Annotated in this window: 18 protein-coding genes; 15 read left to right on the top strand and 3 right to left on the bottom strand. The window is 53.0% G+C overall.

The window, feature by feature from the left end:
* Window positions 1-8 precede the first annotated feature (8 nt).
* Window positions 9-482 carry an Lrp/AsnC family transcriptional regulator gene (locus BLP47_RS07040; protein ID WP_091852042.1) on the bottom strand — a complete coding sequence of 158 codons (474 nt, stop codon included), beginning with the start codon at window positions 480-482 and terminating at the stop codon, window positions 9-11.
* A gap of 112 nt (window positions 483-594) precedes the next feature.
* Here BLP47_RS07040 and BLP47_RS07035 point away from each other — a divergent pair, with 112 nt between their 5' ends.
* The 5 genes from BLP47_RS07035 (at window position 595) to BLP47_RS07015 (ending at window position 6,292) form a co-directional block, all read left to right on the top strand.
* A complete protein-coding gene (locus tag BLP47_RS07035; RefSeq protein WP_371325782.1) occupies window positions 595-2,073 on the top strand; it encodes a gamma-aminobutyraldehyde dehydrogenase in 1,479 nt (492 codons plus the stop codon).
* Window positions 2,074-2,206: 133 nt separating this feature from the next.
* Entirely contained in the window at window positions 2,207-3,451 is a 1,245-nt protein-coding gene (locus BLP47_RS07030; RefSeq protein WP_091852039.1) for a PotD/PotF family extracellular solute-binding protein, read from the top strand.
* Entirely contained in the window at window positions 3,452-4,579 is a 1,128-nt protein-coding gene (locus tag BLP47_RS07025; protein ID WP_091852036.1) for an ABC transporter ATP-binding protein, read from the top strand.
* 4 nt (window positions 4,580-4,583) lie between these two features.
* Complete coding sequence (locus tag BLP47_RS07020; protein WP_091852033.1) at window positions 4,584-5,498, top strand: ABC transporter permease; 915 nt, start codon at window positions 4,584-4,586, stop codon at window positions 5,496-5,498.
* The gene (locus BLP47_RS07015) at window positions 5,495-6,292 is read left to right on the top strand and encodes an ABC transporter permease (RefSeq protein ID WP_091852030.1); all 798 of its coding nucleotides are present in this window, start codon (window positions 5,495-5,497) and stop codon (window positions 6,290-6,292) included. The genes BLP47_RS07020 and BLP47_RS07015 overlap by 4 nt, the downstream gene beginning before the upstream one ends.
* On the opposite strand, the gene BLP47_RS07010 is transcribed toward BLP47_RS07015, so the two are convergent.
* On the bottom strand, window positions 6,281-7,639 hold the full coding sequence (locus BLP47_RS07010) for a transaminase (protein ID WP_091852027.1): 1,359 nt from the start codon (window positions 7,637-7,639) through the stop codon (window positions 6,281-6,283). The two genes, BLP47_RS07015 and BLP47_RS07010, sit on opposite strands and share 12 nt — an antisense overlap.
* 45 nt (window positions 7,640-7,684) lie before the next feature.
* Window positions 7,685-9,016, bottom strand: coding sequence for a 4-aminobutyrate--2-oxoglutarate transaminase (gabT, locus tag BLP47_RS07005; RefSeq protein WP_091853058.1), 1,332 nt, complete (start codon window positions 9,014-9,016; stop codon window positions 7,685-7,687).
* A gap of 76 nt (window positions 9,017-9,092) precedes the next feature.
* Between gabT and dxr the strand changes: the two genes are divergently transcribed.
* The 10 genes from dxr to BLP47_RS06955 all read left to right on the top strand — a co-directional run bounded on the left by dxr (window position 9,093) and on the right by BLP47_RS06955 (window position 20,194).
* The gene (gene dxr, locus BLP47_RS07000; protein WP_091852024.1) at window positions 9,093-10,187 is read left to right on the top strand and encodes a 1-deoxy-D-xylulose-5-phosphate reductoisomerase; all 1,095 of its coding nucleotides are present in this window, start codon (window positions 9,093-9,095) and stop codon (window positions 10,185-10,187) included.
* A 22-nt stretch (window positions 10,188-10,209) separates the two neighbouring features.
* A complete protein-coding gene (locus tag BLP47_RS06995; RefSeq protein WP_091852021.1) occupies window positions 10,210-11,514 on the top strand; it encodes an RIP metalloprotease in 1,305 nt (434 codons plus the stop codon).
* A 56-nt stretch (window positions 11,515-11,570) separates the two neighbouring features.
* Window positions 11,571-12,728: a flavodoxin-dependent (E)-4-hydroxy-3-methylbut-2-enyl-diphosphate synthase gene (ispG, locus tag BLP47_RS06990; protein WP_091852018.1), complete on the top strand. Its 1,158-nt coding sequence runs from the start codon at window positions 11,571-11,573 to the stop codon at window positions 12,726-12,728.
* Window positions 12,729-12,742: 14 nt separating this feature from the next.
* Window positions 12,743-14,515 (top strand): proline--tRNA ligase, encoded by a 1,773-nt coding sequence (locus BLP47_RS06985; protein ID WP_091852015.1) that lies wholly within the window; start codon window positions 12,743-12,745, stop codon window positions 14,513-14,515.
* A 16-nt stretch (window positions 14,516-14,531) separates the two neighbouring features.
* Window positions 14,532-15,509 (top strand): transcription termination factor NusA, encoded by a 978-nt coding sequence (gene nusA, locus BLP47_RS06980; RefSeq protein ID WP_091852013.1) that lies wholly within the window; start codon window positions 14,532-14,534, stop codon window positions 15,507-15,509.
* Window positions 15,510-15,517: 8 nt separating this feature from the next.
* Window positions 15,518-15,793, top strand: coding sequence for a YlxR family protein (locus BLP47_RS06975; protein WP_157671564.1), 276 nt, complete (start codon window positions 15,518-15,520; stop codon window positions 15,791-15,793).
* A gap of 73 nt (window positions 15,794-15,866) precedes the next feature.
* A complete protein-coding gene (gene infB / locus BLP47_RS06970; protein ID WP_091852007.1) occupies window positions 15,867-18,521 on the top strand; it encodes a translation initiation factor IF-2 in 2,655 nt (884 codons plus the stop codon).
* Window positions 18,521-18,952 carry a 30S ribosome-binding factor RbfA gene (gene rbfA / locus BLP47_RS06965; protein ID WP_091852004.1) on the top strand — a complete coding sequence of 144 codons (432 nt, stop codon included), beginning with the start codon at window positions 18,521-18,523 and terminating at the stop codon, window positions 18,950-18,952. Before infB ends, rbfA begins: the two co-directional genes overlap by 1 nt.
* The gene (truB, locus tag BLP47_RS06960; RefSeq protein ID WP_091852002.1) at window positions 18,952-19,821 is read left to right on the top strand and encodes a tRNA pseudouridine(55) synthase TruB; all 870 of its coding nucleotides are present in this window, start codon (window positions 18,952-18,954) and stop codon (window positions 19,819-19,821) included. The genes rbfA and truB overlap by 1 nt, the downstream gene beginning before the upstream one ends.
* Window positions 19,814-20,194: a hypothetical protein gene (locus tag BLP47_RS06955; protein ID WP_091851999.1), complete on the top strand. Its 381-nt coding sequence runs from the start codon at window positions 19,814-19,816 to the stop codon at window positions 20,192-20,194. The genes truB and BLP47_RS06955 overlap by 8 nt, the downstream gene beginning before the upstream one ends.
* The last annotated feature ends 1 nt before the right edge of the window (window position 20,195 follow it).

Raw genomic sequence — 20,195 nt, 5'->3', positions numbered from 1 at the left:
AAGGCTCGTCATCGAGTTCCCCAGTTGTAGAACTGCTTGTGCAGTCTCAGGTAGACGAATGTCTCCGCTGATACCACTCCGGGCAGAATCCGGATTTTTGAATTGAGAAGGGCGATCAGGTCGTCATCGTCCTCACACACCACCTCAACCAAAATATCAAAGCCGCCAGCGGTCATGACCACATAGTCAACCGCTGAAATATCGCTTAGTGCCACTGCTGTGGCCTCAACATCCCCAGAGCATTTAATGCCCACCATCGCTTGTCTTTTGAAGCCAAGTCGCATCGGGTCGGTGACTGCTACTACCTGCATCACGCCGGATTCGGTTAGTTTTTGAACTCTTTGTCTCACGGCAGCTTCTGAGAGGCCGACCACTTTGCCTATCTCGGCATATGATCTGCGGCCGTCATGCTGTAACTGCTCAATGATTAGTTTTGAGACATCATCAAGCTGGGATTCACGGGTGCGCAGCATCCTAGACATTTTTCGATTATGTCAGTGGTTTTGCCCTTTCGCAATTCAATCCGCAGTTTTTTTCCTATTTTTGTTCGAAATCAGCAGAGTTTGTCCAGAAAGCTATCGGATTGGCTATCCATTGGCTAAAGTCGGTGGAAAGTATCTCAATGAGGAGCGATTCTTGGCCATTCAAAAGCTGCAAAACTTTATTGGTGGAAAATACGTGTCGGCAAGTTCCGATCTCGCCACAGATGTCACTGATCCTTCCACCGAAGAGGTCTACGCCCACTCACCCGTCTCATCCGATTCCGATGTGCAAGATGCTTATTCGGTGGCTCAGAAGGCCTTTGTCGACTGGAGTCAAACCACACCGAGCGAGCGCCAGCTTGCCCTGTTCCGGATTGCCGATGCTCTAGAGGCTCGAGCCGAAGAGGCAGCGGACATTGAATCAAAGAACACTGGCAAGCCTCGATCCACACTGGTTGACTACGAAATTATGCCCTCCGTAGATCAGATTCGTTTTTTTGCTGGAGCTGCCAGGAACCTTGAGGGTCGTGCCACTGCGGAATATATGCGAGACCACACCTCCTCGGTTCGTCGGGAGCCAATCGGTGTCATCGGACAGGTGACCCCTTGGAACTATCCACTTAACATGGCGGTTTGGAAGTTTGCTCCGGCAATTGCGGCGGGAAACACAATCGTGTTGAAGCCCTCAGACACCACTCCAATGTCAACCTTATTTATGGCTGAGATTGCGGCGGAATTTTTACCAGCAGGTGTATTTAACGTGGTTTCGGGAAACCGTGATACCGGCCGTGCGATGGTGGAAAACAAGATTCCCCAGATGGTCTCGATCACCGGCTCGGTTCGGGCCGGAATGGAGGTTGCCAAGAGCGCAGCCTTGGATCTAAAGAGGGTCCACCTAGAGCTGGGTGGGAAAGCTCCGGTAATTGTTTTTGCAGATGCTGATTTTGAGAAGACGGCGGCCGGCATTGTGGCAGCTGGCTTTTTCAACGCCGGTCAGGACTGCACGGCTGCAACTCGGCTTCTGGTTGAGGATAAGGCTTACGACGGCTTTATGGCGGCGCTTTTGAATGAGGTCAGAACCAACGCCAAGGTCGGTGCTCCTTCCGAGGCTGACATTTTGTTTGGACCTGTTAATAACGCGAACCAACTCACTCGGATTCAGGGCTTTATAGATCGAGTGCCGGCCCACGCCAAGGTAGAAATTGGTGGAAACCGCATTGGGCCCAAGGGTTACTTCTTGGAGCCGACCGTTATTTCTGGTCTAAGGCAAAACGACGAGCACATTCAAGACGAAATCTTCGGGCCGGTGCTCACCGTTCAGCGCTTCACTGGTGACGAACAGGCTCTTGCGTGGGCCAATGACATTCAGTACGGATTGGCTTCTTCGGTTTGGACCTCTAATCACACCAGGGCAATGCGTTTTGCCAAGTACTTGGACTTTGGTGCGGTCTGGATTAACACTCACATTCCACTGGTAGCTGAGATGCCGCACGGTGGTTTTAAGCACTCTGGATATGGCAAGGACTTGTCTCACTACGGGTTTGAGGATTACACCCGTGTGAAGCACGTCATGAGCTACATCGGAGACTGAAAGTAAAATATAGGTTTCACGGGCACTTGCTAAAAGGTTTTATGACAAACTTTGCAAAGCTTTGGATTTTCAGGGTGCAGGTTCAAGGAAAGAAAATGAGCCGGTTAGAGATAGCTGGATTTAGGAGATTGCAATGATGCGAGGACTTCCTCAAGACCCAATGCTTCGCCAACTGGTTAAAGCAGCCAGAAGCCACCAGGTTTCTAGGCGCGCGGCCCTAGCTGGAATCGGAGGAACTGCGGCTGCATTATCGCTGGCCTCCTGCGCCACGGCCGAGTCGACCCTGACACCTCTGACGGATGTATCCGATTCTGAACCCGTCTTGACTTGGCACAACTGGCCCGCTTATATGGACGAGGATGAAGCGGGAAACTATCCGACTCTCTCAAGATTCGAGCAGGAAAGCGGAATCACCGTTGATTACCGCATCGAGATCGACGATAACGACACCTGGTACGCAAAGGTCAAAGACCAGCTCGAGCTCGGGCAGGATATTGGTGCAGACATTGCTTGCCCAACTGGCTGGATGGCTCAACGGCTCAAAAACTTGGGTGTAATTCAGACATTCGATGATGCAAATATGCCAAATAAGGTTGCTAACTTAGACCCCAGTTACCTTGGGTCGGCCGATGACCCAGACCGGATCTACTCAATTCCCTGGCAGGCGGGTTTTGCAGGGATTGGATATAACAAGAAGGCCTATAAAGAAGCGACCGGCAAGGATGCTCCTGGATCAGTTGCCGATCTTTGGGCGGCAGAACTTCGCGGAAGAGTCGGATTGCTATCTGAGATGCGCGACAGCGTCGGGATAGTTCTGATGGCGGAGGGGATTGACATCACTTCTACTTCCAGCCTCAGCGAAGATGCCTTCATGAGCGCCATCGAGATCATTAAGGCTCAAATTGACGCCGGGCAGATTTTCAACGTGCGCGGCAACAGCTACCTTGACGACCTTGCCACCGGGAACATAATCGCCGCTACGGCCTGGTCGGGAGACATCACCGTGGCGAACATTGAAGCGGCGACCGATGAAGAACCAGAGCCATTCGGCTTCATCTTCCCCGAGTCTGGAGCCACAATCTGGGCGGACGTATTCGTTACCCCAATGGGAGCCACTCACAAGAAAAATGCGGAGAAGCTAATCGACTTCTACTACGACCCGGTGAACGCAGCAGAGCTGGCTCTTTGGGTGAACTTCATCACTCCAGTGGTCGGAGCGAAGGAAGTTGCGTTCGGAATTGATCCGGTATTGGCCGAAAACCAGCTGATTTTCCCGAGTGAACAGACTCTTTCGAACACTCAGGCTTTCAGGGCGCTAACCGGGCAAGAGGAACAGCGATTCTCATCGGCTTGGCAAAACCTTCTTCTGGGCGCCTAGGTGGCGATTGATTTCGTAGCTCGTGGTCAGGATTTAGAGCTAAAAGGTATTCGCAAAGAGTTTCCCGGTTTCGTGGCGGTTGACGACCTTCACCTCCATATCCCGGCCGGGGAGTTCTTCGCCTTATTAGGCCCGTCGGGTTGTGGCAAGACCACGACCCTTCGAATGATTGCTGGCCTTGAAACGCCAACCAAGGGGCAGATCCTTTTGGGCGGCAAGGACGTGACCGGCATGAAGCCCCACGAGCGGCCCGTGAATACCGTGTTCCAAAACTACGCACTATTTCCCCACATGAGCGTCCTGGAAAACGTGGCTTTTGGTATCAGGCAGCGCAAGCTCCCCGAACCCTTGGATAAGGCGCAAAAAGCACTAGAGCTGGTTGAGCTTGAGCACCTTGCGGCCAGAAAGCCTCAGCAGCTTTCGGGCGGTCAGCAGCAAAGAGTGGCTTTAGCTCGGGCCCTTGTGAATCGCCCCGCCCTGCTACTTCTTGATGAACCGCTCGGTGCACTGGATCTAAAGCTCAGGCGACAAATGCAGATTGAACTCAAGGCAATACAAATGGAGGTCGGTCTAACTTTCCTGCACGTAACCCATGACCAAGAAGAAGCAATGGATATGGCAGACACCGTTGCGGTTATGAACCAGGGCCATATCGAGCAGCTAGGTTCGCCGGAAGCTCTCTATGAGAGGCCAAGAACCGCCTTTGTTGCTAAATTCTTGGGCCAATCCAACATTTTTGTTGGCGATGTTCTTGATAGTTCTTCGGGAACTCTGAGTATCTCTGTCGCAGGGAGCAAGGTCACAGTCTTGACGGAACGCTCTGAAAAGCAGACCGGCAAAATTGCAATCGGAGTGCGTCCCGAAAAAGTGCAGTTCCTCGAAGAGAAACCAGAATCAAGCTCAGAGCTCAATGTGCTCGGACCCGGTGAGATAACCGATATTCGCTTTACCGGAGTGAGCAATCAGTACCAGATAGACATCCCCCATGTCGGCGAAGTCACGGTATTTGCGCAGAACATTGGGCGATCACCGGTGATTGAATTGGGAGCGCAAGTTTGGATCAGTTGGAAAGTTAAGCACAGCTTCGGTTTGAGCGATTTGCCCTCCGGCACCACAGAAGACGCCTAACGCTATGGCGTTCGTGGCATTTGGGCAGACTTCTAAGACGCAGGTTAAAACTCAGACTAAAAGTGGTCGCGTAGCTCTTGTGCTACTCGTGCCAGGGTTGATTTACCTTGGTTTATTCTTTATCACTCCGCTGATTTCGCTGATCATGGCTTCGCTAAAACAACCGGCTCCCTCTGGAATTATCGGACAGTACGACTTTGGTGTTGAATTTGGCAATTACGCCTACGCGGTCTCTCAATATGCTCCACAAATTTTTAGGTCTTTTTCCTTCGCTTTCATTGCCACCATCATCGCTTTGCTTATCAGCTATCCAATTGCCTATTTCATAGCCGTTAGGGCAAGGGAGCGCCCGCTGCTCAGGGGCATACTGCTGACTTTGGTAATTGCGCCATTTTTCATTAGCTTCCTGCTTCGAACCTTCGCCTGGAAGCAGATATTTTCCAATGATTCTTGGATAGTGAATGTCCTGAAGGATGTCGGAATCTTCGGGGCAGACAGTTACATCATTGGCACCAACTTTGCCGTTATTTTTGGCCTGGTTTACAACTTTATTCCGTTTATGACCCTGCCAATTTATGCCAATCTCGACCGGCTGGACATGCGACTGGTCGAAGCGGGTTCAGATCTATATGCGAGCCCGGCTACCACTTTTAGGAAGATTACTTTTCCACTTTCGTTGCCCGGGGTCATTTCTGGAACGCTACTAACCTTCATCCCCATCAGCGGAGATTACGTGGTTGCCAGCCGAGACTTTCTGGGAGGTCCAGACACGGCCATGATTGGAAACGTGGTGGAGGCCAACTTTTTGAGAATTCAGGACTACCCAACTGCTTCGGCCCTATCCGTGATGCTGATGGCTGCGATTGTGGTTTTGGTGTCGGCCTATGTGAAGCGCAGCGGAACGGATGACCTACTATGACCCGATTCTCCCTGGGCCGCTGGCTGCTACCGACCTATGTCGTCCTTACTTTTGCCTTTTTGATGATCCCGATCATTTACACTTTTGTTTTTTCATTCAATGACTCAATCAAATCAAATATTATTTGGCGAGGGTTCACCTTTAATAACTGGATCAATGTTTGTGACCAGCAGGTTGTATGCACCGCCTTTGGGAACTCTTTGATAATCGCGCTGAGCGCAACGACTATTGCCACAGTTTTGGGCACCATGATTGCCATTGCGCTAGTGCGATACCGCTTCAAGTGGCGAGCAGCAACAAACCTGCTTTTGTTTCTACCACTGGCCACTCCCGAAGTAGTAATGGGAGCTGGGCTTGCGGCTCAGTTCCTTGACTTTGGGTGGGCAAAGGGGCTCACCACGGTAATAATTGCCCACGTTATGTTCACTCTAAGCTTTGTCGTGGTGACGGTAAAGGCGCGCGTCGCGACTTTGGATCCGGCTTTAGAAGAGGCGGGTAGAGACCTTTACGCCAACCCATTTCAGGTCTTCAGAAAAGTGACTCTGCCGCTTTTGCTGCCGGGCATTTTGGCCGCCGCGATGCTGGCGTTTGCTTTGAGTTTCGATGATTTCATCATCACTCAGTTCAACTCAGGTTCAATCGAAACTTTCCCAAAGTTCGTCTACACGGCGGCCGCAAGAGGAATTCCTGCAGAGGCTAATGTGATTGGGTCGTCGGTGTTCTTGATCGCGATTGCGATCGTGCTCATCGTTCAGATCCGCGGCAGCAGGAAAGCGAAGAAACTAGCCAAATAGCGCTGCGGTTGCTTCGCTAAAGTGAGCTAGATGTTTTTCTAAATCAGCGTCGGTTGTCTTTGGTGACATCAGCGCCATGTTGTGGAACGGTGTCATGAGAACTCCGCGGTTCATGGCGTGCAGCTGTAAATACTGTTGTAACTCGAAGTCCTCCGCGGCGTTCGCTTCTTTTCCATTTTGCGGAGCCTTAGATCGAAAGCTGTATTCCCCGCGGCAGCCAATTTGGGACACCTGCCACGGGAGGTTTCCTTGCGTTATTACCTGCTGCACGTTTTTAGTCCATTGGGTAGCCAGTCGCTCCATTTCAATGAATGCCTCTTCAGTCAGGACCTCAGACAGCGTGGCAGCCACCGCGGCCATTGAAAGGGCATTCCCGGCCAGGGTTCCACCTACTCCGCCAACATCAATGCTCTCTAGGTTTGAGGAGTCGATGATTCTTTGAGCGAAAGCTGCCGATAGCCCAAAGGCCCCAACTGGGACTCCACCACCAATAGTTTTCCCAAGCACCACTGCGTCTGGCTTTAGGTTCAAGGTCTTCGTCATGCCTCCAATGCCCGCTGATAGTGTGTGGGTTTCATCGATTATTAGGAGCACCTGGTATTTATCGCAGAGCTCTCGAAGCCCCTCTAGATAGCCGGGTAGCGGCAACACGATACCGATGTTTGTCATGGCGGGCTCGATCAGCATCGCTGCAATGTCGCCCACCGCAAAAGCTAGCTCTGCAGCTGCTAAGTCATTAAATGGCACAACTACGGTGGTTTGGTCCAGCGCAACCGGCTTTCCGATATTGTCCTTTCGAGCAATCGTTTGTCCGTCATCACTCAAGACTGCAAAGGTTTCATCAACGCTTCCGTGATAGCAGTAATCGTGAACTACGATCTTCGGTTTGCCGCTGGCGTGTCTGGCGTAGCGAATCAGGTGGCGATTGGCGTCTGTTGCAGTGAGGGTGAATTGCCAACTCGGCAGGCCAAATCGTTTTTGAAGAATTTCTGCGGCAACGATGGAATCGTTGGTCGGAAGCATGAATGTGGAGCCTTTGGCTATTTGGGCCTGGACTGCGGCAACGGTTGCCTCGGGTGCATGTCCCGACATCGCTCCGGTGTCACCCAGGCAAAAGTCAACGTACTGATTCCCGTCTATGTCGCTGAAGTGCGAACCCTTGGCGCTCTCAACGTAGATAGGGAATGGCCCCGGCCACTTTGACATCCAAATCATGGGCACGCCCCCGAGCATCGAGGACTTGGCTTGGTTATGCCGTGCCTGAGATTTCGGGTGGGTTTTTATAAACCGGTCCAACTCTGCCTGGTGGAGTGCGCTGAGTTTTTCGCGGTTTTGGAAGCTGTGCAAAACAAATCTCCTTTGATTGTTTTGGTGGTTTTGATGTTTCTCTAGTTACTGAGCTAGCTTTTCGAGGCCAGCTGCCAGGACATCCAGAGCGTCATGCAGCAGTTCGTCGCTGATTGCAAGCGGTGGCAAGAACCGAATCACGTTGTTATAGGTTCCGGCATTTAGAATCACCACACCGTTTTGATGGCAGTGGCGCACCAGTTCTTCCACGGCCTGGGAATTTGGTTTCATAGTGCCTGCTTCAACAAATTCGATAGCTTGCATCGCACCCTTGCCGCGCACTTCACCAATGATTGGATACTGGGCTTGAAGTGCAATGAGACGTGTTGTCAGAATCTCGCCTATTTCGAGTGATCTTTCGAGCCAGCCGCCTTCTTCCAGCTGCTCCAGGACCGCCACCCCAGCGGCTACGGCGGTTGGGGAGCCACCGAAGGTTCCACCCAGACCGCCTGCGTGAGAAGCGTCCATTATTTCTGCACGTCCCACGATGCCTGAAAGCGGCAGCCCGCCGGCGATACCCTTGGCGACAGTAATCAAATCCGGCTCGTAGCCTTCTTCCCATTCGCTGGCAAACCACTTGCCCGTTCGGGCGATGCCCGACTGAACTTCATCGGCCACCATCACGATGCCATTTGCCTTGCACCATTGATCAAGTGTCCTTAGGAATCCTTTGGCGGGAACGATAAAACCACCCTCACCCTGAATCGGCTCGATGAAAACCGCAGCGAGCTGAGAGGCCCCGACTCGCTTTTCTAGGTAGGTGATAGCCCTGGCAGCAGCCTCTTCGCCAGTCATGCCCTCTGGATCTCTAAACGGGTAACTCATCGGGGCGTGGTGCACGCTCCCGGCTAGTGGCCCAAATCCGGTGCCGTAGGGGTGCATTTTGAAGTTCATGGACATGGTCAGGTTGGTGCGGCCGTGATACGCGTGATCAAAAACCGCGATCTCAGTTCGGCCGGTCGCCTTGCGGGCCACCTTCACGGCATTTTCAACGGCTTCGGCGCCCGAATTGAAAAATGCCGCTTTCTTCTTGAAGGTCCCTGGTGTGTGCCTTGTGATGATCTCGGCAACTTTTACATAAGGCTCATAGGGTGCCACAGTAAAAAGTGTGTGGGTAAGTTTGGCGACCTGGTGCTGAACAGCCTCAACCACTCGCTGGTTGGTGTGACCAATGGTCACTACTCCGATTCCGCTTCCCATATCGATGAACTGATTGCCATCGACATCGCGCAGAATAGCTCCGTGGGCTTCGTCCATAAAGACTGGGAGGGCTGTGCCCACCCCAGCAGAAATGACTTCCATCCGGCGCTTTTGCAACGCGATAGAGTTTGGCCCTGGAATTGCTGTCACAAGATTTCGTTTTTGCTCAATGGTCATATCTTCCATTGTAGATTCTTTGAGAGCTTTTAGCGCCCTAGAGTTCGCGATTCGCACTTGGTTCTAAGCTTGCAGGATGCGTTCAGTGATTGTTCTCGGCTCTACAGGGTCAATTGGCACTCAGGCCCTCGAGGTTATAGAGCAGTACCCCGATTTGTTTAAATTGGTCGGAATCTCCGGGTTCCAAAATCAAGACCTACTTGATTATCAACGTGATAAGTTCGGCCTCGCTTCATCCGATGCAGTTCTGGGCACTCAGGCAGCTAGCGATCTTGTCTCAGGCACTCAGGCCGATGTTGTTCTAAATGGCATCACCGGCTCAGCGGGACTAATGCCAACTTTGGCGGCCTTGGCCTCTGGAAAGCAGCTAGCCCTTGCAAATAAAGAGTCGCTAATTGTGGGCGGCACTCTGGTCACTAAAATCGCTGCACCAGGGCAAATCCTGCCGGTTGATTCCGAGCATTCCGCAATCGCGCAGGCGCTTCGATCCGGCTCGAATGGCGAAGTAAAAAAACTCATTCTCACAGCTTCGGGCGGACCGTTTCGCGGCTTTAGCCTTGATCAGCTGGCGCTAGTCACACCACAGCAGGCGCTGAAGCACCCGACCTGGGATATGGGCAAAGTGGTAACCACAAACTCGGCAACATTGGTCAATAAGGGGCTCGAGATAATCGAGGCGCACTTATTATTTGGGCTCCCCTTTGAGCAAATCGAGGTGACTGTTCACCCGCAGTCAATCATCCACTCGATGGTCGAATTTATTGACGGATCGGTTATCGCTCAATGCTCACCGCCCGATATGAAGCTCCCGATTGCGATCAGCTTGAATTGGCCCAACCGAGTGCAGGGGGTAAGCCAGGCCCTGGACTGGACCAAGTCCCATAACTGGCAGTTTGAGCCGCTTGATGAAGCGGTCTTTGGCGCAGTAGCTTTGGCTCGACAAGTCGGCAAAGCTGGGCTTACCTACCCAGCGGTATTTAACGCCAGCAACGAACAGGCAGTGGAGGCGTTCCATAAACTCAAAATCGGCTTTTTGGAGATTCTGCAGATTGTTGCTGAAACGGTTGATCTTCATGAAGCCGAATTGGAGCTGACCCTCGAGGGTGTCCTGGAGGCTGAAATCTGGGCCAGGAAAACCGCTGATTCGCTGATAGCAAAACGCAGTTCTTGATCTTTGAAGGTAGCCTTTACAAGTGGTAGACACCCTGCTTTACATCCTTGGCATATTGATTGTGCTGGTGGGGATTGCGCTATCTATCGGGTTGCACGAAATTGGCCATTTGCTGCCCGCCAAGGCATTCAAGGTGCGCGTCAAGCAGTACATGGTTGGGTTTGGCCCGACCGTCAAGTCCTTTACTCGCGGCGAAACAGAATATGGCCTAAAGGCTTTTCCGCTTGGTGGATATATTTCGATGGCGGGTATGTATCCGCCGGAGACAAAGCCTTATAACGGCCCATTTTCAAAATGGATTAACGAGGCGAGAGTAGAGGTCAGAAAAGAGATTCTTGCAACTGACGACAACCGTCAGTTCTACCAACTTTCAGCTCCCAAAAAACTAATAATCATGCTCGGGGGTCCGGTCATGAATCTGCTACTCGGGGTGGTTTTAATCATCGGGGCCCTGGCAGGTCTTGGGATTAACCAGCCTTCGATGAGCGTGGACCAAGTGTTTGCTTGCATTGAGGCCGATGCCCAGGGCAATTGCCCCGCAACCGCTCCAGAGTCTCCAGCATCGGCAGGGGGCCTCATGGCGAACGACACCATCACAGCCGTGAACGGCAACCCAGTCTTGAATTGGGATGAGGCTATTGCGATTATGAACCAATCCCCGGGGAGCCCCGTGATGCTTGAGGTTCGGCGCTCGGGGGAGTCGCTTACTCTATCGATAGCCCCAGTTTTCACTGAGCGTCAGGTCTTCTCCGAGACTAACTCGCCTCTAAAAGATGAAGCCGGTCTGCCAATCACCGAACTTCGACCAATCTTCGGTTTTCAGTTCAAGTCTGAATTGCAACCCCTTTCGCTGGGGGAGTCCCTGAGCTACGCCGGCAACATGACCCTAAGCACGCTCGGTTTCGTCCTGCAACTACCCGCGCAAATCTGGCAGGTAGGGAGCTCGGCATTGGGACTAAGCGACCGAGACCCAATGGGCGCGGTATCGATAGTGGGGGTTGGGCAGCTGGCGGGTGAGCTAACGGCTACCGATGCGATCGGTATCGACGCCAAGTTGGCATCACTTCTAATGCTGATTGGCTCTTTGAATTTGGCGTTGTTCGCCTTCAACCTGATTCCACTGCTGCCGTTGGATGGCGGTCATGTTCTTGGCGCGGTTTACGAAGGGGCAAAACGTCGAACCGTAAAGCTCATAACTAAAAAGGACCCTGGCCCAATTGACACGGCTCGGGCTCTACCTCTGGCCTATGCGGTTTGGGCATTACTAATCTTGGTAGGTATTTTGTTTATCACGGCCGATTTCATTAATCCGATTCGCCTGGGTTAGGAAGCCAAACGGCTAGTTCGTTGTTCTTGCTTGTTGCATCTCGAGAGGAAACATAAGTGCCTGCTGTAAATCTGGGTCTTCCCAAAGGTCCGCCACCAACAATTTCCCCTAGACGAAAGACTCGCCAGATTATGGTGGGCAAGGTTGGGGTTGGAAGCGATTCACCAATTTCTGTGCAGTCCATGACCACCACCCAAACCACCGACATCAATGGCACCCTGCAGCAGATTGCTGAACTGACTGCCACCGGTTGCGATGTGGTTCGAGTGGCAGTGCCAACCCAAGACGATGCCGACGTACTTCGCATTATTGCCAAGCGCTCGCAGATTCCAGTGATTGCAGATATTCACTTTCAACCTAAGTACGTCTTCGCAGCGATCGATGCTGGCTGTGGCGCGGTAAGGGTAAACCCGGGTAACATTCGCAAATTCGATGATCAGGTTGGCGCAATCGCAAAGGCAGCTAAAGACGCTGGTATTTCTCTCAGAATCGGTGTAAATGCGGGTTCGCTGGACCCCAGATTGCTCACCAAATACGGTAAACCAACTGCAGAGGCGCTAGTTGAGTCTGCGATTTGGGAAGCCGCGCTATTTGAAGAACACGATTTCCACGACTTCAAGATTTCGGTGAAGCATAACGACCCAGTCGTGATGGTAAAGGCATATGAAATGCTTGCGGAGCGCGGCGATTGGCCGCTCCACCTTGGCGTCACTGAGGCCGGGCCGGCATTCCAGGGGACCATAAAGTCGGCAGTCGCCTTTGGGGCACTGTTGTCCCGCGGAATTGGCGACACCATCAGGGTTTCGCTTTCCGCTCCGCCAGTTGAAGAGATCAAGGTTGGATTCCAGATCCTGGAGTCCCTAAATCTTCGCCCAAGAAAGCTTGAGATTGTCTCTTGCCCAAGTTGTGGTCGCGCTCAGGTGGATGTCTACACCCTTGCGAACGATGTCACCGAGGGGCTAAAGCACCTCACCGTCCCAATCCGAGTTGCGGTTATGGGATGTGTTGTGAACGGGCCCGGTGAAGCTCGCGAAGCTGACCTTGGCGTGGCCTCGGGAAATGGCAAGGGACAGATTTTCGTAAAGGGTGAAATTATCAAGACGGTGCCCGAATCCGAAATTGTCAAAACCTTGATTGAAGAGGCAAATCGGATCGCGGCGGAAATGGATCCAGCAATTTCTGGCACAGCGCAGGTCACGACCTCCGACAAATAGCTAACATTGAGCTCATGCCCATACGCCTGAGTACTTTATTTTTGCGCACACTTCGCGAGGATCCATCCGATGCCGAAGTCCAAAGCCACCGACTGCTAGTGAGAGCCGGTTACGTTCGCCGCAATGCTCCAGGGATTTTCTCCTGGCTGCCGCTTGGACTGCTGGTAAAAAACAAAATAGAAGCAATTGTGCGCGAGGAAATGAACACTGCCGGTGCCCAGGAGGTCTATTTCCCAGGGCTGTTGCCCAAAGAGCCGTTCGAGATCACTGGTCGTTGGAGCGAATATGGTGACAACCTTTTTCGCCTGAAGGACCGCAAGGATGCGGATTACCTTCTAGCACCGACTCACGAAGAGGTTTTCACCCTCTTGGTCAAAGACCTCTACAGCTCTTATAAAGATCTCCCACTAACTATTTACCAAATCCAAATCAAATACCGCGACGAGGCAAGGCCTCGCGCGGGGCTGTTGCGTGGGCGCGAGTTTGTGATGAAGGACGCTTACAGCTTCGATGTGACCGACGAGGGTCTCGGTAGAAGCTATGCGGCTCAGCGGGCCGCCTACGAAAAGATTTTCCAGCGTCTGGGTGTCGAGTACGTGATCGTGAAGGCGGATGCCGGTGCGATGGGGGGCTCGAAATCAGAAGAGTTTTTGAATCCTTCGCCAATTGGGGAAGACACCTTTGTTCGCTCCAGGGGAGGATTCGCCGCCAATGTTGAAGCGGTGAAGTTTGAGGTAGCAAATGAAATCGATGGTTCTCTGAACCCGATTGCCAAGGTCCATGACTCTCAAAACACTCCAACCATTGCTTCACTGGTGGATTTTTCAAACGCGAATCACCCCAAGACTGCGGGTGTCTGGAGCGCAGCTGACACGCTGAAAAATGTGGTCTTGGCACTTACCGATAAAGATGGCAAGCGTGAGCTTGTAATTGTTGGTTTGCCGGGGGACCGCGAGGTTGACCCGAAACGCGCCGAGGCATTTTTTGGCCCCAAAGAAGTAGAGCCCGCCACTGAGGAGGATTTCAAGAAGTACCCGGCATTGGTAAAGGGTTACATCGGGCCTAATCTTGGCGGCGAGCAGCACCTGGGCGAAAAGACTGAGTCTAAGATTCGCTATTTGGTTGACCCACGGATTGCCAAAGGTAGTGCTTGGATAACCGGTGCAAATATCGATCAAAAACACGTCTGGTACCTAACCTTTGGCAGAGACTTCGAGTCCGATGGCTATGCCGATATCGCCGAAATCAAAGCTGGAGATCCGGCCCCTGATGGTTCGGGCGAATTGGAGCTCTCGCGCGGTATCGAAATCGGTCACGTCTTCCAGCTGGGTCGCAAGTATGCCGAGGCCCTGGGGCTCAAAGTGCTTGACGAGAATGGCAAGTTGGTGACGGTAACCATGGGGTCCTACGGGATTGGCGTCACCAGGTTGGTAGCAGTCTTGGCGGAATCTTATAACGATGAAAAGGGTCTTGTTTGGCCGGAGAGCGTCTCGCCGGCGGATGTTTATATCATCGCCACCGGCAAGGATCCAGTGGCTTTTGAGGTCGCAGAGCAGTTGACTCTCGAAGCCGAAGCCGCCGGCTTATCGGTCATGCTTGACGATCGCCCAAAGCTTTCCCCGGGAGTCAAGTTTGCCGATGCCGAGTTGATTGGCGTGCCATGGATTTTGATTTGCGGCAAGGGCGTTGTCGATGGCGAAGTGGAGCTTTGGAATAGAAGAAGTAATGAGCGGGTCGCGGTGAAGATAGAATCTGCATTGGCAAAGCTCATTTCTGAGCGCTCATAATAGAAAAGAGAATATCGTGGACATCGATCTTTCAGTGTTGCGGCTTCTAGAGCGAGAAAAAGAAATTCCTTTCGAAGAGCTGGTTCTTATTATTGAATCGGCAATCTTGGCCGCATACTTCAAGCAAATTGGCAGTTCGGACGCTGGCCCGAGGGCGGTTTTGGACCGTAAATCGGGACACGTAACTATTTACGCTCCGGTTTTAGATGAAGCTGGCGAACGAATCGGTGAATCGGATTCCACCCCCGACGGCTTCGGCAGAGTCGCCGCCTTCGCTGCCAAGCAAGTCATCGCTCAGCGACTTCGAGAGATTTCAGATGAAAGCCTCTTAGGCGAATTCAAGGGCAAAGAGGGCGACATCGTGGCCGGTGTAATTCAGCAGGGCACCAGGTCAAATATGGTTTATGTGAATCTCGGTTCCATCGAGGCCATGATGCCTCCGGAAGAGCAGGTCCCTGGAGAAAACTACGCGCATGGTTCCAGAATCAGGGTTTATGTGACCAGCGTTCAGCGGGGTCTGCGCGGTCCTCAAATCACCGTCTCCAGAACTCACCCGAACCTAGTTCGCAAACTTTTTGCGCTTGAGGTCCCAGAGGTGCTCTCCGGGCAGGTTGAAATTGCGTCGATTGCTAGGGAAGCTGGCCATCGAACCAAAATTGCAGTCATAGCTCGAGAGCCAGGCATCAACGCCAAGGGTGCATGCATCGGGGAACTGGGTCAGCGAGTTCGAGCTGTTAGTGCGGAGCTGCACGATGAGAAAATTGACGTGGTGGACTTTTCTGAGGACCTGGCTAAGTTTGTCGCGCACGCTTTGTCTCCAGCCAAGGTCTCCGACTCCTACATCATTGATCACGCCACCAAGGCGGTAAGGGTGCTGGTTCCTGATTTTCAATTATCCCTAGCAATCGGCAAAGAGGGTCAGAATGCGAGGCTTGCGGCGAAGCTAACCGGAGCCAAGATTGACATTCAGCCCGACAGCATTTTAGAAGGTTAGTCACTTTGGTGGCATCTGGGCTTAGACTAAAGCCGATAAGAACCTGCGTTGGCTGTCGCCAGCGCGATTCAGTCGAAAATCTAATGCGAGTTGTTCTAGTTGGAAACACCATCAAGATCAATCAGGACGGGAATCTTCCCGGCCGAGGTGCTTGGTTCCACGAGAGTTGTTCGCAGCTGGCTATCGATAGAAAAGGTTTTCAACGAGCTTTGGGTGCAACCGATTTGGTTGAGTTCGAAGCCTGGCTAAGGAATAAGGCAGAAAACATGCTGAAATCACGATGAGTTACTCGAAATGAGAGCCCCTCAGCACTAACGCCTGCCCTGTTTGGGTAGGCCCCAGACAGGAGAAAAGAAATTGGCGCTTCCACGCGTATACGATTTGGCCAAGGAACTTGGCATTGACACAAAGGTCGCCCTAGCAAAGCTCGAAGAGCTCGGTGAATATGTAAAAGGTGGTTCTTCCACGATTGCCCCGCCGGTAGCGGCCAAGCTTCGTAAATCATTTCCCAAGGTTGAGAAGCCCGCTGAGAAAGCTCCCGAGTCCAAAGTCAGTAAGCCAGCGACCCCAAAGCCCGCTGCTCCGACCCCGGTTGCTCCCGAGGTCGCAGTTGAGTCTTCTCCCGCGGAAGTAGCTCCAGCGGCACCTTCTCCAGTTGCTTCAACCCCTTCTTCCTCAGACTCTGCAGCAGCAGAACCGCAAGCAGCCGAGGCTGCCGCTGCGGCAGCTTCATCGATTTTGGGTATTCCAAGGCCCGGCAACAACCCCTTTAGCTCTGCTCAGGGCATGGGTATTCCTCGCCCAATGGCAAGGCCCGGCAATAATCCTTTTAGTGCCAACCAGGGCATGGGCCGTTCGGCCAGACCAGGTGCACCACGCCCAGGTGGCGCTCCGGCAAGACCTGGTCAAACCGGCGCTCCAGCCAGACCGGGTGCACCTCGCCCGGGTGGCGCTCCTAGACCAGCCGGCACGGGTGCTGGCGCTCCACGCCCAGGCTTTGGTGGCGGACCAGGCGGCGCTCCGGGTGGCGCTCCAGCGGGCAGGCCGGGACCAGCGGGTCGCGGTGGCCGAGGTGCTGGAACAGCAGGTGCTTTCGGTAAGGGCGGTGCCCGCGGCAAGGCTCGCAAGTCAAAGCGCACCAAGAGAGAAGAGTTTGAACAAAGAGATGTACCGAGTCTTGGTGGCACCATGGTGCCGCGCGGGGACGGAAACACCGTGTTGCGCTTGCGCAGGGGGGCATCCATTCAGGACTTTGCCGACAAGATTGGCGCCAACCCGGGTCAGCTAATTACGGTTTTGTTCCACTTGGGTCAAATGGCTACCGCTACCGCATCTTTGGATGAGGACACCTTCCAGATTCTTGGCGTCGAGCTTGGTTACAAGATTGAAGTGGTGTCCCCAGAGGACGAGGAAAAAGAGCTTTTCGATGGCTTCGGTTTGGATATCTCAACCGGCATAGAGCAGGAAGAAGATGAAGATCTTCAGGCTAGGCCTCCGATTGTTACTGTCATGGGTCACGTTGATCATGGTAAGACCAGGTTGTTGGACTCAATCCGTAACGCCAATGTCGTAGCGAGTGAGGCCGGTGGCATTACTCAGCACATCGGTGCCTACCAGGTACACACCACTCACGAAGGTCTAGATAGGGCAATCACCTTTATCGACACCCCGGGTCACGAGGCCTTTACTGCAATGCGTGCTCGTGGTACTCAGGTTACCGACATCGCAATTTTGGTCGTGGCAGCCGATGACGGTGTGATGCCTCAGACCATTGAGGCGCTGAACCACGCTCAGGCCGCCAAGGTGCCAATCGTGGTTGCGGTCAACAAGGTTGATAAAGAAGGCGCTAACCCCGATAAGATTCGTCAGCAACTCACCGAGTTTGGCCTAGTGGCCGAAGAGTACGGTGGCGACGTTATGTTCGTGAACGTCTCGGCTCTCAAGGGCGAAGGTATTGACAGGTTGCTCGATGCGGTGCTCCTGACCGCGGACGCAGCTCTTGACTTGCGCGCCAATCCAGACCGCGATGCTCGCGGTGTGGCAATCGAGGCGAACCTCGATAGGGGCCGAGGTTCAGTCGCGACAGTGTTGATTCAGTCTGGAACCCTGCGAGTCGGAGACGCCATTGTGGCAGGTTCCTCTCACGGCCGAGTTCGCGCCATGTTTGATGAAAACGGCGATTCACTAATAGAGGCAACTCCATCGAGACCAGTACAGGTGCTTGGATTGCAATCGGTGCCGCGTGCCGGTGACACCTTTGTGGTTGCCGAGGATGAGCGCCAAGCTCGCCAGATCGCTGAGAAGCGCGAGGCTGCAGATCGCAACGCACTTCTGGCCAAGACCCGCAAGAAACTATCGCTTGAGGACTTTGCTAAGGCGATTGAAGACGGCAAGGTCGAGTCACTAAACCTCATCATCAAGGGAGATGTCTCAGGTGCTGTTGAGGCCCTGGAGGATTCCTTGATGAAGATCGAGGTCGACGATTCAGTTCAGCTTCGAATCATCCACCGCGGTGTTGGTGCGATTACCGAGTCGGATGTTAACCTAGCCACCGTCGACTCGGCGGTAATCATTGGTTTCAACGTCAGGCCAGATAATAAGGCCAAGGAGCGCGCCGACCGTGAGGGTGTCGATATCCGTCACTACACCGTCATCTACAACGTGCTGGACGACATCGAAGCATCGCTCAAGGGCATGCTCAAGCCAGAATACGAGGAGAAACAGCTTGGAACCGCAGAGGTCAGAGACATCTTCAAGTCCTCCAAGTTCGGCATCATCGCTGGCTCCTATGTTCGCTCGGGTCTAATGCGACGTAACGCAATGGCCAGGGTTCTTCGTAAGGGTGAAGTTATCAAGGACGGGCTCAAGATTGAATCGCTAAAGCGCTTCAAGGATGATGCCACCGAAGTGAAGACCGACTACGAGTGTGGAATTGGTTTGGGAGACTTCAAGGACCTCTTGGTCGATGACGTCATCGAAGCCTTTGAAATGGTGGAGAAGCCGAGGGCCTAGTGGTTGATCATGGAAGAGCTCGCAAACTAGGCGAGCGCATCAAGGTTTTGGTGGTTGAGGCTTTGGTCAAGGTTGTAAAAGACCCCGGCCTGGGCTTTGTCACCATCACCGATGTTCGAGTAACTCCTGATTTGATGCACGCGAAGATCTACTACACCGTAATGGGTAGCGATGATGATATCGAACAATCCATTGAAGTTATGGAGAAAAACAAGGGTCGGATTCGCGGCGAGATTGGGCATAAGCTCTCGATTCGCTTGACTCCAACCATCGAGTTGATTCGAGATGATGTTCCAGAAGTTGCAACGGCGCTCGCTGATTTATTGGCCGAAGCTAAACGTCGCGATGAAGAGGTTCAAAAACTCTCCAGGAACGCGAAGCCGGCTGGCGATGCCGATCCATACGTGAAGCCAAGGGTGCAGGAGGACTAATGCCAAATGGCATTGCCCTGATTGCTAAACCCCAGGGCTTCACTTCTTTTGATGTGGTTGCAAGACTGCGCAGAATCCTAAAAACCAAAAAGATTGGCCATGCTGGCACCCTCGATCCGATGGCCACCGGATTATTGATTATTGGGGTGGGGTCTGGAACTAAACTGCTGCAGTTTCTAATCGGCGTCGATAAGCAGTATCTGGCAACGATTCGGCTGGGAGCAATAACCGAAACTGATGATGCCGAGGGCGAAATAATTGGCTCCAGAGACGCATCTGGCATAACCCCCGAGCAAATTGACTTACAGATTGCAAGGCTCACCGGAGAAATCTCTCAGGTGCCCTCGAGTGTGAGTGCAATAAAGGTGGATGGCAAAAGGGCTTACGATCTGGTGCGCGAGGGGAAAACGGTTGAGCTTTTGGCCAGAGATATCACAATTCGCCGGTTTGAGCGGACCTCTGAAGTTCGCGTTTTGGATAATTATTTAGATTTTGACGTCCTGGTGGATTGCTCATCAGGCACCTACATTAGGGCGCTCGCAAGAGACATTGGAGCTCGGCTCGAGGTTGGCGGCCACCTAACTGCGCTAAGTCGAACTAAAGTCGGCGACTACTCATTAGATTCTGCTTGCCAACTTGACGGCGAAATCTTGGTGACAGATTTAGAACTTGCTGCAGCGGAGATTTATCCAAGCGTGGCGCTGACTCTGGAGCAGGAGCGAGATCTGAGATTTGGCAGGCAAATCGACCTGTCTGGAGATTTTCGCGTCAGCGGGGTGTCGCCCAAGGGAGACCTGGTTGCAATTTTGGAAAGTGCCGGCTTGAAATATAGGTCCCTAGTGGTTTTCCCCGCGGTGCAAGATGCTTGAGTGGTGGTACCTAGCGCAGTTGTGGTTATTAGTGCCGGCAGGATTGCTGCTTATCGGCATGGGTCTTCTCGGTAGAAAGCCAAGCGGCTTTTCGATCTCCATTATGGCGATCGCCGAGTTCGGCTTGTTGATGCAGCTGATTGCCTCAATCAGCCTTGTGATTTTGGGCGGGCGGGCCGCCATCGACACCTGGGAGTTTTTTGGATATTTGATCGTGGCTCTACTTATACCGGTGGCAGGCGGTTTATGGGCCTTGGTAGAGCGCTCCAAGTGGTCGAACGTCGTGATGGGGGCGGCTCTTTTGACAGTCGCTGTGATGTTGGTTCGAATGGTGCAGATCTGGACCGGAGTCAATCCGGTTGTAGGTAGTTAGG

This window comes from Candidatus Aquiluna sp. UB-MaderosW2red (genome assembly GCF_900100865.1).
In the GTDB taxonomy this organism is placed as follows: domain Bacteria; phylum Actinomycetota; class Actinomycetes; order Actinomycetales; family Microbacteriaceae; genus Aquiluna.
The sequence above is the reverse complement of the archived record's forward strand: the minus strand, read 5'-3'. Positions and strand labels throughout refer to the sequence as shown.